This window comes from Paenibacillus sp. P36, assembly GCF_045866505.1.
GTDB lineage: Bacteria > Bacillota > Bacilli > Paenibacillales > NBRC-103111 > Paenibacillus_E > Paenibacillus_E chondroitinus.
Map to the genome: position 1 here is coordinate 416404 of NZ_AP038372.1, position 13975 is coordinate 430378.

Annotated in this window: 12 protein-coding genes; 6 read left to right on the forward strand and 6 right to left on the reverse strand. The window is 48.9% G+C overall.

The features are described 5' to 3' along the window. Positions 1-70: 70 nt before the first annotated feature. On the forward strand, positions 71-967 hold the full coding sequence (locus tag ACKTT9_RS01910; RefSeq protein ID WP_407870285.1) for a LysR family transcriptional regulator: 897 nt from the start codon (positions 71-73) through the stop codon (positions 965-967). A gap of 35 nt (positions 968-1002) precedes the next feature. Next, positions 1003-1989, forward strand: a complete 987-nt coding sequence (locus tag ACKTT9_RS01915) for a TRM11 family SAM-dependent methyltransferase (protein WP_407870286.1) — start codon at positions 1003-1005, stop codon at positions 1987-1989. On the opposite strand, the gene ACKTT9_RS01920 is transcribed toward ACKTT9_RS01915, so the two are convergent. Both ACKTT9_RS01920 and ACKTT9_RS01925 read right to left on the reverse strand, forming a co-directional pair. Continuing rightward, complete coding sequence (locus ACKTT9_RS01920; protein WP_407870287.1) at positions 1986-2594, reverse strand: DUF3298 domain-containing protein; 609 nt, start codon at positions 2592-2594, stop codon at positions 1986-1988. The genes ACKTT9_RS01915 and ACKTT9_RS01920 overlap by 4 nt on opposite strands. A gap of 171 nt (positions 2595-2765) precedes the next feature. Beyond that, positions 2766-2924, reverse strand: coding sequence for a hypothetical protein (locus tag ACKTT9_RS01925; protein ID WP_164819822.1), 159 nt, complete (start codon positions 2922-2924; stop codon positions 2766-2768). Between the two features lie 196 nt (positions 2925-3120). Between ACKTT9_RS01925 and ACKTT9_RS01930 the strand changes: the two genes are divergently transcribed. Beyond that, positions 3121-3690, forward strand: coding sequence for a pyridoxamine 5'-phosphate oxidase family protein (locus ACKTT9_RS01930; protein WP_407870288.1), 570 nt, complete (start codon positions 3121-3123; stop codon positions 3688-3690). A gap of 11 nt (positions 3691-3701) precedes the next feature. Here the strand turns inward: ACKTT9_RS01930 and ACKTT9_RS01935 are convergent, their stop codons facing one another. Next, a complete protein-coding gene (locus ACKTT9_RS01935) occupies positions 3702-4094 on the reverse strand; it encodes an acyl-CoA thioesterase (RefSeq protein WP_407870289.1) in 393 nt (130 codons plus the stop codon). A 212-nt stretch (positions 4095-4306) separates the two neighbouring features. On the opposite strand from ACKTT9_RS01935, the gene fumC reads away from it, so the two are divergent. Beyond that, positions 4307-5689 (forward strand): class II fumarate hydratase, encoded by a 1383-nt coding sequence (gene fumC / locus ACKTT9_RS01940; protein ID WP_407870290.1) that lies wholly within the window; start codon positions 4307-4309, stop codon positions 5687-5689. Between the two features lie 41 nt (positions 5690-5730). Here fumC and ACKTT9_RS01945 read toward each other — a convergent pair whose 3' ends face one another. The 3 genes from ACKTT9_RS01945 to ACKTT9_RS01955 are packed head-to-tail and all read right to left on the reverse strand — an operon-like array spanning position 5731 to position 8455. Next, a complete protein-coding gene (locus ACKTT9_RS01945) occupies positions 5731-6504 on the reverse strand; it encodes an ABC transporter ATP-binding protein (RefSeq protein WP_407870291.1) in 774 nt (257 codons plus the stop codon). Then, a complete protein-coding gene (locus tag ACKTT9_RS01950; RefSeq protein ID WP_157323574.1) occupies positions 6504-7499 on the reverse strand; it encodes an iron ABC transporter permease in 996 nt (331 codons plus the stop codon). Before ACKTT9_RS01950 ends, ACKTT9_RS01945 begins: the two co-directional genes overlap by 1 nt. A gap of 2 nt (positions 7500-7501) precedes the next feature. Then, positions 7502-8455 carry an ABC transporter substrate-binding protein gene (locus tag ACKTT9_RS01955; RefSeq protein ID WP_407870292.1) on the reverse strand — a complete coding sequence of 318 codons (954 nt, stop codon included), beginning with the start codon at positions 8453-8455 and terminating at the stop codon, positions 7502-7504. Between the two features lie 361 nt (positions 8456-8816). Here ACKTT9_RS01955 and isdC point away from each other — a divergent pair, with 361 nt between their 5' ends. Next, positions 8817-9488, forward strand: coding sequence for a heme uptake protein IsdC (gene isdC, locus ACKTT9_RS01960; RefSeq protein WP_407870293.1), 672 nt, complete (start codon positions 8817-8819; stop codon positions 9486-9488). 40 nt (positions 9489-9528) lie between these two features. After that, a complete protein-coding gene (locus tag ACKTT9_RS01965; RefSeq protein WP_407870294.1) occupies positions 9529-13956 on the forward strand; it encodes an NEAT domain-containing protein in 4428 nt (1475 codons plus the stop codon). Positions 13957-13975 lie beyond the last annotated feature (19 nt).

The window sequence follows — 13975 nt, forward strand, 5'->3', positions numbered from 1 at the left end:
AACAATCATTGATCAATTGGCAAATATCAATTACGATCATAGTTAATCGCTATGAACGGGGGCTAAGAGGATGGATTATCGGTTATTGGCCTACTTTTTGGCTGTTTGTGAAGAACTGCATTTCACGAAAGCCGCAGAGAAGCTGGGAATCAGCCAGCCCACATTAAGCCAGCAAATTCGCATCTTGGAGCAGCGAATCGGTTCGCCTCTTTTTCAGCGCATCGGCAAAAAGGTTTATGTGACGGAGGCCGGAGAGATTTTGCTTAAGCACAGCCGCAATATTTTTCATGAGTTGGAGCAAGCGCAGGCTGCTTTCAACGAGATTCAAGGCATGCAGCGGGGGCGGCTGCGTATTGGCTGTTCGGGCAATCACCTGCTGACGGCTACGATTATGGCTTTTCATGCTGAGTATCCGAAAATAGAGCTGTCGGTAGCTGAACTGGCCACCGAAGAGACGATAGAAGGGCTGCTGAACAATCAGCTGGATTTAGGCGTTGTTTTTTTGCCGGATGAGGATGAGCAGTTGGTTCGGATTCCCTTGTATAAGGAAAAACTGCTGCTAGTCGTCTCCAAAGATCACCCGTTGTCTGACGCCGAAGCGATCCGGCTGGAGGATCTTGTTCAGCTGCCAGTCGCCATGCTGCCTAAGAAGTTTTATGTCCGGCATATGATAGAGGCATGCTGCGAGCAGTCAGATTTGCTATGCAAGCCGGTGTTGGAGCTGTCCACTTTGGAGTCTTTGCTGCAAATGGCTAAAAATCATGTGTGCGGTGCGGTTTTACCCGGCTCCTATTTGGAAGGCATTCAGAGCAGTGAGATCCGCTGTATTCCCATTATGGATCCTGTGCCGCAAAAGGATGTTGGCATCGTATATCGCAAGGATATGTTCTTGTGCCAGACGACCAAAACGTTCATGAAGCAAGTCACACAGCAATTCCTAAGCGAAAGCAAAGATGTTACTTCATAACACAGATTCACATTTAAAATGAGGGATACCGATCAATGGAACACATCTATATTTACGCCTGCCATGAAGACGAGCAGGCGCTATGTCAGTTAGAGCTGCGCACCTTACTGGGCGCAGGAACCGTGCTCGGCGCGGGCTACGCCGTCAGCCCGCGCAGGGTGGAACCGAGCCGCAGCCCTTTCCTGAAGCTGCGGCTGGATGTTCGTTACGAGGCCGGCAGCCTGCCGGAGCTGGCCTCGCAGGTCGAGACGTTGACCGTAAGCGGGTCAACGTTCAAGGTTGTGTTCGCGGAGACGGACACGCCGGTCAGCTATGACCGGCGGCGGGATGTCGAACGCGAACTAGGCCGGCATCTCCGCGGCAAAGCCGAGATGCGGAAGCCGGAGCAGTGGTTCGCCGTGACGCAGCTGGGGGACCGCTGGTTGTTCGGCGACTGCTCCTACGGCGAAGCCGTCTGGCTTCAGCATCAGCAGAAGCCGCAGAACTACTCCACCGCCCTGAGTACGCGCGTAGCGCGGGCGGTGGTGAACATCGCCGTGCCCGTTATAGCGGGCACGCGGGTCATTGACCCGTGCTGCGGCATCGGCACGGTACTGGTGGAAGCGATGTCGATGGGCATCGACATCGTCGGCAACGACATGAACCCGCTGGCGGTGCGCGGCGCGCGGGTGAATCTGGCCCACTTCGGCATGCCGAATGTGGTCACGCTTGGAGACATGCGGTCGCTGGGCCTGCCAGCGGCCTCCCATGTCTCTCCAGCCCCAGCCGCTACACCAGCTGCTGGCAACGCAGAGAGCCGCTATGACGCGCTCATCCTCGACATGCCGTACAACCTATGCTCGAAGCTGCCGGAGGATGAGCAGCTGCAAATGCTGCAGTCAGCTCGCCGCTTGGCGTCGCGTGTGGTCATTATTACGACGGAGCAGATTGATCCGCTGATCGAGCAGGCGGGCTTTCACATAGCAGACCGCTGCGCAGTCAACAAAGGAAAGTTTAGCCGACAAATTATTGTCTGCGGTTAACTAAACATTTTTCCCAGCGGACCCTCTTCGGCAATGATGTCTTGAAGGGCATACACAGAAATAGGGAAATAAAGAAAACCGTACACATAAGCGGCCAGCTCGTAAACTTGAAAATAGATGACGAGTGCTTTATCCGCAATATAAAAATCCTGATCCGGTCGAATCGCTTGAAAGTCAACCAGCAGGGGAATATCCCGCAGCTTAATTTCAGCTTTAATCATTTCGCTGAGCTTGCCGACATAATCGCTGCCCGGTTTAAACAAATCTTTTAACGCATACGCCTGACCGGTTTCTGTATTGAAAGTTAAAGCGTTTTGAATTGTAAGGCCATGAGCGCCGCCGGAAAATGCATAATTCCATAAAGTTAGGCTGAGCACCCCTCGCTGATTGTTTTTCAGTTCGTAGTAGGCGGTAACGTCTGTCTTCGGATTTTGGGGGTAGCCTTGCTCGTGAAGCTGCTTGTTAACGGCATTAACAATCGCAATGTTCATGGCGCGTTCCGCGGTGTAAGGCGTGTGATGAATAACGGCGGGGTAAAGCAGCTTTAATTTATCGTGGAGCATCTGGTAGGTTTGTATACTTAAAGGGTGATCTAATCCGTCCATGCTTAACATCCATCCCTAACGTTTTTGCTACAATTTATTCGGTGGATGGGCGTTTGGTTCATGGGGGCGGAGGAAGAGAAACCAGTTCTGCTGAATGTAAAAAGAGCTCTCCCCAGGTCCAGATTGACCTGTCGGGAAAGCTCTTTTTGTGTTTGTCCCTAAGGGCAAACACTACTCTTCAGAGGACGTATCCTCATTGGCATCGGCTGTTGAGCTTTGCAGCATGGAGCTTAGCTCTTCCACTTGTTGCTGCGCTTGGCTGTCTTCCGCATTGGCCTGAGCTGCGTTGATGGCGTGGCTTACCACATCGTTTTGATTGTTCGTTGACATGAACACTCACCTCCTCATTTTTCAACCAACTAAGTATGCCTCCATGCTTCCTGAATTATACAAATAATTTCCATCTTTTTTGATATCATTTGGCAAATGACCATAGGAAATAACTATAAAGCACGCCAAAGAAATATATTTCACAAATAGAGTGAGGAGGAGCATAATAGAAGAAAATGGAAAGGTGGAGAGCGCAATGGGGAAATCATTTGAGGCCATACTGCCGGAACATGAGGCGTTTATTGCCAAGCAGCACATCTTTTTCGTAGGATCGGCCCCGCTGTCAGGGGATGGGCATGTCAATTTATCACCGAAAGGCCATGACGTTCTGCGCATTATCAATGCGAATGAAGTGGCCTATTTGGATTTAACGGGGAGCGGGAATGAAACGAGCGCGCATCTCGAAGAGAACGGAAGGATAACGGTTATGTTTACGGCATTCGAGGGACCGCCAATGATTCTGCGCTTATACGGGCAGGGGCGCGTCATTCTGCCGGATACCCAGGAGTGGGAGGCGTTAGCCCCCATGTTCACTATGCTGCCTGGAGCCCGTCAAATCATCGCGGTCAAAGTCCATGAGGTCAAGACCTCCTGCGGTTTCAGCGTGCCCTTTTACAATTATGAGGGTGAGCGGAATACGCTGCAGAAATGGGCTGTAAATAAAGGGGAAGAAGGTCTGTTGGCGTATTGGCAGGAGAAAAACATGATCAGTATGGACGGCATGCCGACACCACTGGGGGAAAAGTTATCCACAGGTAACCTTTAACTTTCTCTTTTTCAGCTAAAATGTTTCCGCAGAGCTTCGGGCGCTTCCACGCTTTTGCGTGTTGTACTGTCCATTGTCACGCTGGTTACTAGAGCATCTGCGCACAGCTCCCCTTGCTCGTTATAAATTTCTTGCTTCAGCACATAGCTGGAGCGTCCCATTTTATCCGGGCGGCAGGTAATGGTGAGGTGTTCGCCTTGCTTGCATTCTTTTTTGTAATTAATGTTGATGTTCACCGTTACGGTTTGGATGCCCATCGAGCCGAAGGTCTCGTAAGCCAGTTGGGAAAGTTCGTACCATTCCTCACGGCCCCACTCCAGATACTCCAAATATTTGGCGTTATTGACGTGGCCGTTCACATCGATTTCCGTCGAGCGGACGATGATAGCAAGTCTCGATTCCATGCGTGAGAGCTCCTTTGTTTACCCCTGTAGAGGGCACTTGTTTTGTTAGTTATCCTTGATTATAGCTTGTTCGTAAGGGAGAAAACCAGTTTATGGCTCATAGCGTTCCATCATTTGGGCAAACTATGCTTCATGTGTTTGATGCTAGCCATTGGCTGGTTAACAGAAGGTATTGGCTTGGCGGTCAGCGCCTACATAGGAGGATGATTGGTTTGGAGCAGCAATTCCGGATTGAACGAGATACGATGGGGGAAATCAGGGTACCTGTGGATAAGTTGTGGGGTGCTCAGACGCAGCGCAGCTTTGAGAATTTCAAGATTGGGACCGAGCGGATGCCGGAGCGGTTAATAGCTGCTTTTGCTTTATTGAAAAAAGCGGCCGCTATTGTCAACCGTGAGCTTGGCGGGTTAACGCCGGGGAAAGCAGACGCCATCGCACAGGCGGCAGACGAAATCGTGCAGGGCCGCTGGAGCGGCGAGTTCCCGCTCGTTGTCTGGCAGACCGGCAGCGGGACGCAGTCGAACATGAACGTCAACGAGGTGATTGCGCATCGCGGCAGCGAATTGCTCGGGGATGGAGCACGCATCCATCCCAATGACGATGTGAATCGTTCACAGAGCTCGAACGATACATTCCCTACCGCGATGCACGTAGCCGGCGTTCTCGCGGTGGAGCAGGAGCTGCTGCCTGCGCTAGAGCTATTGCAGGCAACGCTGCACAGCAAGATGGAGGCCTATGCCTCCATCGTCAAAATCGGCCGCACCCACCTGCAGGACGCCACCCCGCTGACGCTGGGGCAGGAGATCAGCGGCTGGTGGGCGATGCTGGAGCAGAGCGCGCGCATGGTGCGCAGCAGCGTGGATACGATGCGCGAGCTGGCCATTGGCGGCACCGCGGTGGGCACCGGGCTGAACGCGCATCCGGAATTCGGCGCGCGCGTTGCCGAGCAGCTCTCCAGCGAGACGGGCACGAGCTTCGTCTCGGCGGCGAACAAGTTTCATGCGCTGACGAGCCATGATCAGATCGTGTACGCTCACGGCGCGCTGAAGGCGCTCGCGGCGAACTTGATGAAGATAGCCAACGACGTGCGGTGGCTATCGAGTGGTCCCCGCTGCGGGATCGGCGAAATCACGATCCCGGAGAACGAGCCCGGCTCTTCGATTATGCCGGGCAAGGTGAACCCGACCCAGAGCGAAGCGATGACGATGGTCGTGTGCCAGGTCATGGGCAACGATGCGGCCATCGGCTTCGCCGCCAGCCAGGGCAACTTCGAGCTGAACGTGTTCAAGCCCGTTATCATCCACAACTTCCTGCAGTCCGTCCGGCTGCTGGCCGATAGCATGCGCTCGTTCAATGACAATTGCCTCGTGGGGATGGAGCCGAATCGCGAGGTGATTCAGCGCAATCTCGAGCAATCGCTCATGCTGGTTACCGCGCTCAACCCGTATATCGGGTATGAGAAAGCGGCCAGTATTGCGAAGCAAGCCCACAAGGAAGGGCTGACATTGAAAGAGTCAGCTGTGCGCAGCGGCTACTTGACGGCGGAGCAGTTTGATACTTACGTGCGGCCGGAAGATATGGTGCAGCCGAAATAAAAAAGGTTGAGCAGCACTTTGTGTGCTGCTCAACCTTTTTTTTACAATTTACGAATAGGCATAATGTTGACGTAATTATCTTCGAACCTAACCTTGGCTTCGATCTGGTAAATATCTTTAAGAAATTGAGCCGTTATGACTTCCTTGGGATTGCCTGTTTGCTGGATTTCTCCCCTTTTCATAGCGACGAGGTAATGGCAGTAATTCGCAGCTTGCTGAAGATCATGAAGGACCATAACAATCGTTATCCGATAAGCTTCGTTAATCTTCACGAGCATTTCCATAACATCCAGCTGATGGGCGATATCAAGGAAAGTAGTTGGTTCATCGAGTAAAATAATCGTCGTTTTTTGAGCGAGTGCCATCGCAATCCGCGCCTTTTGCTGTTCACCCCCCGACAGGGTGTGAAACATGCGGTTTTCATGCCTCAGCGTATGTGTGACCTCCATGGCCCATTGAACAATATCTCGATCTTCCGGATTCATATGGTCAAATAATCGTTTGTATGGCGAGCGGCCATATGCGACGAGTTCACCTACGGTTAGATTCGGTATCGTATGTTTGGATTGCGTCATGAGCGCGATGGTTTGCGCAAGTTCAATCGTTTTATAACGCTGCAGGGGCTTATCCTGTACATAAACTTCTCCCTGATCAGGCGTCAACAGACGGGTCATGGCTTGGAGTAAAGTCGATTTGCCGGAGCCGTTGGGCCCTACGATGGCTGTGATTTTTTCAGAAGGAATGGAAAGCGTCACATGCTGAAGTTGAAAACCGCCAACATGGAGGTGCACCTGTCTCGTTTCAATGGCAGACATTACATAATCCTCCGCTTCTTCAACAAGTATAAAAAGAATGGCGCACCCAGCCCCGCAAGTAAAATGCCGACAGGAAGTTCAATCGGATCGAACCACGATCGCGCCACCGTGTCGGCAAGAACGACGAGGGTCGCTCCGCCTAGAATGGATAACGGGAGCAAAAACCGATAATCATCCCCAATCAGCAGGCGAATGGCATGAGGGACAATCAAGCCGACGAAGCCCACTAAGCCTGCTACGCTGACAGCGGCCCCCGCCAATAAGGAAGACAACAAGATGATAAGGAGCCGCTGAAGTTCGACTTTCTGGCCTAATAACTGCGCAGTATGATCACCCAACTGCAGCAGATTGGAGGGTTTGATCATCAACGCGGACAAACCGAGACCAATGAGCGCGTAGGGAGCCATAAATGCCAAGTGATGCCAGCTTCTCCCGCTCAGTCCGCCCGCCAACCAAGGCAAAATAGCCTGAACACGGTCGCTGAATACGACCATAACTCCGCTTGTAGCAGCCCCTAGCAGAGCATTGATGGCGACTCCGGCCAAAATAATTTTCAGTGGCGAGGAACCTTTATCCCATGCCAGCAAATAAATGAAAATGGAGGTGACGAAGGCTCCGAGAAAAGCGGCAATTGGCAGCAAATAGCTGTATTGCGGAAAAATAATCATCGTGACAACGGCGGCAAGACCTCCGCCGGCCGAGACGCCAATGACCCCTGGGTCGGATAACGGATTTTTCATTGCTCCTTGGAGCAAGGCACCGGACGCAGCCAAGCATGCACCGACGAGCAATCCAATGAGCACCCTTGGAAGTCGGAGATTCATAACGATTTTCTCATGCAAAGGCGATCCCTCCGCCATGAAAACGGCCCAGATTTCTCTGAGGGAGATATGGACGGAGCCGTAAGTGAGCCCATAGATGGACACGAGTGCAACGAGGATGGGAGCGACAACAAAACTTAGTTTTCTTCTAGTATTACGCTGTTGTATGTTCATAGTTATTTAACAGAGAGGAGAAGCTTCTGCATCAACGCAAGGGATTCCATGACGCGTGTTCCCGGATTGGAGCCGAACAGATCCGATGGCAGCACTTCAATGTGATTATTTTTTACGGCGTCCAAACTGTTCCATGCCGCATTCATCTGCATCTCCTTCAGAAAACCCTCCTTCACTTTGTCTGTATCTCCATGCGCCATAAAGAAAATGACCTGCGGGTTCGATTTTATAATTTTTTCGGTATTTAGCTGCGCATATTGCGGATATTTATCCAGGCTTGGATAGTCTGACGCAATGTTCTCCCCGCCTGCGATGGAGAGAATATCACCGCTCAGCGAATTGTTAAGAGCAGCCATATAGGTGCCAGGAGCACCGTAAACAAGCAGAGCGCGTATCTTTGCTGTTGGCTGATTTTTTTGCAACTCACTAATTTTCTTATCAATCGCTTGAATTTGCTCATCGGCACGCGTTTTCTTGCCCAGCACTTCGCCGAAAAGCCCGATTTGTTTTTTGATCTCCGCGACACTGTTGGCATCTGTCAAGATCATCTTGGAGCCGAGCGCCTCGACGGCAGGCACGTCTTTCAGGTTCAACGGGTTATTGCCGAGAACGACGTCCGGTTGGACGAGCGCCACTTTCTCCATGTCCATGCCGTGAGGCGTCCCGATCTGTTCGACGCTAGCCGCTTCTTTGTTGGCAAGAGGAGCAGCGGACGTAGGTCTGCCTACCAATTCGCCGCCTAGCGCGTATACAATATCCATTTCACCGTTGCTAAGAGCGGCAATTTTCGTCGGAACCTTGGAGAAAGTCACTTTGCGACCGGAAAAATCAGTCACGGAAAGAGAGCCGCTGCTCGCTTGCTGGGTGGTATCCGAAGTCTGTGGGGGAGGAGCGGAACAACCTGCCAACATGCTAACCAAGAGTGTGCTTAATAAAATAAAATGAATTTTTTTCATAAAAGATGACCTCCAGATATCTTAAGAAAATAATGTGACCGATCCATATGACAGCACCCATAAAATGATAATGAAAATCATTATCAAATGTCAATCGTAATTTTTATAATAAATCTAGGGGTGTAGTATGTATTGACAATTTTCAATAGGCTAGGCTAAGATTAAACCATAGACCAATTAATAATGATTATCATTCTCTATAAACAAGCAGCCTCATCTGTCTTTAGCATGCGGCTTGCAAATGGGGGATGTGTGAAAGCAATAGAATAGAAGGTCTATTCTTTTTTTTTGCTTTTTACTGATAATGATTATCATTATCTTCATCTGCATCTGTATGGATGATGAAAGGAGGGGAAAGAACATGAAAAAATGCTTATCCATCTCGGCTTCACTTTTGATGATGCTAATTTTTGTAATGCTCATTAACGTGCCTGTATCGAAGGCTGCTGCTCTTGCAGACGGGACGTACTCCATTGGATATACAGTGCTTCAAGGAGATAATGACTCTGCTTCCATGGCTAACGATTACTGGGAAAAGCCAGCGATTCTCCAAGTGAAAAATGGGGAAATGACCATGCAAATGACATTGAATCACAGTTCATGGGTTACGGTTTTTAAAGTGGACAATGACGGAGGTTTCGCGGATACCCAAGTGCTAAAAAGCGATAGTGCCGATGATACGCGGATGGTTCAGTTTAAAGTGAAGGATGTATCGAGTCCGCTTAAGGCCAAAATCCATGTGACGGTGAAATCCGTCGATTACGATCATGATTATACGATTCGCTTTGCTTTTGACGCGAAGAGCATGAAAGCACTGAGCACCGCTGAAACAAAGTCCGACACAGCTGCAAATGTAACGCCAAAAGCGATGAGTGACAGCCCGGTTTCCGCAGCAGCTCCCGCTGTTAATACAGAGCATAAGAAGTCTACGGTAGTGAATCCGCAAACCGGGGACACGACTCCAGTTACTGTGCTGGTTGCCCTGTTAGTGATCTCATCATTTATTTTAATCCGCAAGTTCGTAAAGCCTTAACTCATCAATCATGATTTTAGGACGAAGGAGAGTATTCATTTTGAAGAATCGATTAAGGAAAGTCGGAACGATCTTTCTTATGTTTTTTGTGCTGTTAAGCACCTTTCATTTCCCGCTAAGCCAAGACTCTGTAGCTCATGCGGCCACCAGTAATATAAATCTTCCAGACGGAGATTACCCTGTTAAATTTACTTTATACAAAGACGGTACGAATGAACCGTCGATGATGCAGAGTTATGCCGACGCCAATAGCGGACGTTTAACGGTGAAAGACGGAGCAGTGAAGGCTTCTTTCACATTAAATCACAGCTCATGGATTACATCGTTTATGACTGCGTTGAATGGCAGCCTGGTTGAAGCTGCTACACTCGAGTCTAATCAGCAAGAAAATACGAGAACGGTTCAATTTGCAGTAGCGGACTTGTCGCTCCGACTGGATGCCAGAGTCAAAGTGGATGTACCTGAGTTTAATATCCATGAAGACCAGCCTTTGCAAATTGGTTTTGATACAGAAGGTATCATCCCACCCGAACAAACGCCAGTTGATAAAACAAACCTGAATCAATTGATTGTTACAGCGCAAGCGAAAAAAGATGCAGCGAAAGAAGGCATCTATAATGGCGAATATCCGGCTAATGCGATAAGCGCATTGCTGGCAGAGATTACTGCAGCGAAGGCAGTGACTGAGAATGCGAATGCTACGCAGGCTCAAGTAAACGATGCTTTGGGCAAGTTGCAAACAGCCGTTACGGCCTTCGATGCCTCCGTGATAACTAATAATCCAAAGCCAGGTGTTGTGAGTGCTGGCGTGTATAACATTTATTTTTCGGCATTAAATGCAACAGATCCGACAAAAACGTCTTCGATGGAAGCTTACTTCGTGAAACCGGCCAGATTGACGGTGGACGAGAATGGGAAGATGACGATTCGTTTTACTGTGGTTAAGAGCACGGATACGGACTCGCTGAAAACGAAGGATCAGAATGGGCAGTACGTGGAAATGAACGTTGTCAGCACAAATAAGGCAGCGAACACAAGGGAAGTTGAGTTTGAAATAGCCGATTTGACGCAAAATGTAGCTGCCAGAGTGCATAACACGATAGCACCGCCACAATACGCTACAAACGACTTCCAGTTTAAGTTTGATACTGGCAGCATCGTACCGTTTATCGCAGACGGCTTTTACAGCATTCCTTTTCAAGCGTTGAACGCAACGAACCCAAGCAAAGAATCCAGCATGAAAAGCTATTTTGTAAATCCTGCAACCCTATCTGTTCAGCAGGGGAAAAGAAAAGTGATTATGACGGTGCTGAAGAGCACGGATACAGATGTCATTCAGACACAATTGAATGGACAGATGGTTGATGCCGTGGTTACAAGGCAGGATGCAGCAGCCAATACGAGGATCATTGAGTTTGAAGTGAGGGATCTCTCGACCAATATCCTTGCTTACGTACATAACACGATAGCGCCGCCGCAATATGCCGGCAATAATTTCTTGTTTAAATTTGATCCTAACGGCATTGTGCCCAAGTCACAGGTCGCTGAATTAATCGGCGCACCAACTGTGGAGCCGAAGCAAGTGTTGGATCTGAATTTCAGAGTTACAGGCGTGAGCCAAAGCGTCTATCAACAGGTATATAGTCAAGAGATGACGTTGACGTACGATTCGAACCTGCTTGAGCTAGATAAAACGAAATCTAAGTCGCTGATTGATAATTTCTCCTTAGGGTATACCGATCAAGCTGACGGACAGCTGAAGCTGACTTTAACAGGCGCAAGCGGAAAAAGCTTTGATGCCAACAATACGTATCTGATGCTTGAATTCAAAGCCAAGTCGGTCATCCAATCAACTTATACGCCAGTGGCTTTGACGGATATTGGGCTTGTGAACGGCGAGGGTAGCAAGTTAAAGATAACGGATGTCTCGTATTCCATTACGATTGTTCCAGCGAATAAAACGAAGCTGAATTTAGCGCTTGCAGGCGCTCAAGAAAAGCATAACACAGCGGAGGAAGGTATTTATAACGGCCAATTCCCGGCTAGTGCGATAAGCGCTCTGCAAACCGCAATCGTGACAGCGCAGGTTACTGCAAATAACGCGGATGCCACGCAAAAGCAAGTGGATGATGCGTTAACTAAACTGCAAACGGCAGTTACGACTTTTGATGCTTCCGTAATTACAAACAATCCTAAACCGACACAGCCTGGGCAACCTGAAGACGGATCCTACAAAATTAAATTTAATCTGCATAAAAACGGATCGAATGAAACGTCAATGATGGAGAATTACACTGATTTAACGAGTGGACGTTTGAAAGTTCAGAATGGGAAAAAGACGGTCTCTCTTACGCTGAAGAACAGCTCTTGGATCACGTCTTTCAAAACGGAACTAAACGGGACTCTGGTGGAGACAACGACACTTAACTCCAATCCATCCGAGGATACAAGAACGGTTCAATTCGAAGTTAACGATTTGTCAGTGAAGCTGAACGCAAGAGTCGTGGTTGATGTGACAGGCGTTGTTCGCGAAGAGCAACCTTTGCAAATTGCTTTTGATGCGAGCAGCCTGACACCAATCTTGCCTCTCGATCAGCCGCTTCCGGAAGGCAATTACAATGTAAGTCTGAACGGCAGCGCGCTCGGCGGTGCTCAAGCTCCGGTAAGTTCCTACCTTGATAACACGAGCAGATTAACCGTACAGAACGGCAAAAATGTAATGTTCTTTAAAATGAAAAACGGGACATCGATCACGAAACTGCAATGGGTACGTCCTGACCAAACTACAGAAGACATTTTGCCTGCAGTGGCAATGAAAAGTTCAGACCTTGTTACCATTTTGTCGACTTCCCAAGAAGTAAAATACGAATTGCCGAATTTAACATCGGCCTACAACCTGTTTTTATCCGCAACAGAGAACGGTCAGACTGTAAATCCAAGTTATCAAATCAGCTTTAGCGATGCTACGTCCGCAGGTACTGATCCTGTAGATCCTGTAGATCCAGTGGACCCAGTAGACCCTGTTGATCCTGGGACGTCTCCGGGCACAGGCACAGGTCCTTCTACGCCATCTGTACCTTCCAATATCCATGGGATTGCAGACGGCACATACAGCATCGACTATAAAATTTTGAAATATGGCACTACGGAAAAATCGGTTATGCAGGACTATGTTGTAACGCCTGGAACGTTAACCGTGAGCAGTGGTAAGATGTTCGTGTCGTTTACGCTGAAACAAAGCAAAGAAACGACGGATTTCCAAGTACAGTATGACGGAAGCTTAAGAGATACCGATGTTATAAGCACAGATGAAGCTAAAAATACGCGTGTTATCCGATTCCCTGTCGCTGATTTAACGCTCAGAACTATGGGTTGGGTGAAAGTAAATTGGCCGGAACTTAACTATAACCATTCTTACGATGTTGATCTTACATTTGATAAATCCAGTATTGTACGCGTACAATCACCTGGCGAAGTTAAACCAGTTGTTGTAAAACCGTTAAGTGTAGCCTACATGCCTGGCGACTATTCGGTTGACTTCGACATCTTCCTGCGTGGAAGTACTCAGAAGTCTATTACGAATGAGTTTGTGAAGCATCCAGCTATTTTGAAGATTGTTGATGGTAAAAGCTATGTGTATCTCAACGTAACGAAGAGCAAAGAGGTGCCGGGCTTTAAAATTCAGCTGGAAGATGGAACGCTTGCGGATGCAGAGATTGTTAGTACGAATGATGCTGACAATAGCAGAGTTATCCGATTTGCTGTGAAGGACTTTGCTCCGGAAACTAAGATTTATGCTCAGGTTAAAATGGACTGGGCCGGTCATTATAAAGGGGATTATGATGTACAGTTGGTATTTGATGGAAACAACATCAAACCTTACGTCAAGAAAGACGATGAAACGATTGGCAGTCAGCCGGAAGTGAAGAAGTGGGCGGATATTCAAGGCCATTGGGCTAAAGCCGCTATTGAGAAAGCGATTGATCTAGGAATCGTCAGCGGTTATGAGGATGGTCAATTCCGTCCTAACGGTCAAGTGACGCGCGCTGAATTTGCCGTGATGCTGGGCAACGCGTTGAAGCTGAAAGCGGCGGACGGTTCGCTCGCATTCAGCGACCTTGAGCAAATTCCTGCTTGGGTGAAGCCGAGCTTATCGGCAATAGCCGGATTGCAGATCATTAATGGCTATGAAGATGGTTCGTTCCGCGCTGGACAAAACATTAACCGTTCTGAATTGGTTGTTATGATCGTTCGTGCATTAGGTTTGTCTACAGCAGGAAATGCCGCTTTAACCTTTACGGATGCTGATGAAATACCGCAGTGGGCACAATCCGCTGTAGCGGAAGCCTACCGTCTGGGATTGGTTAGTGGCCGTGAGAACAATACGTTTGCTCCAAACTTGAGCGCTAGCCGGGCGGAAGCCGTTACTTTGGTTCTAGCGATGCTGAAACAAGCAGAATCCAAGTAATCAAGAGAATGAGGTAAGA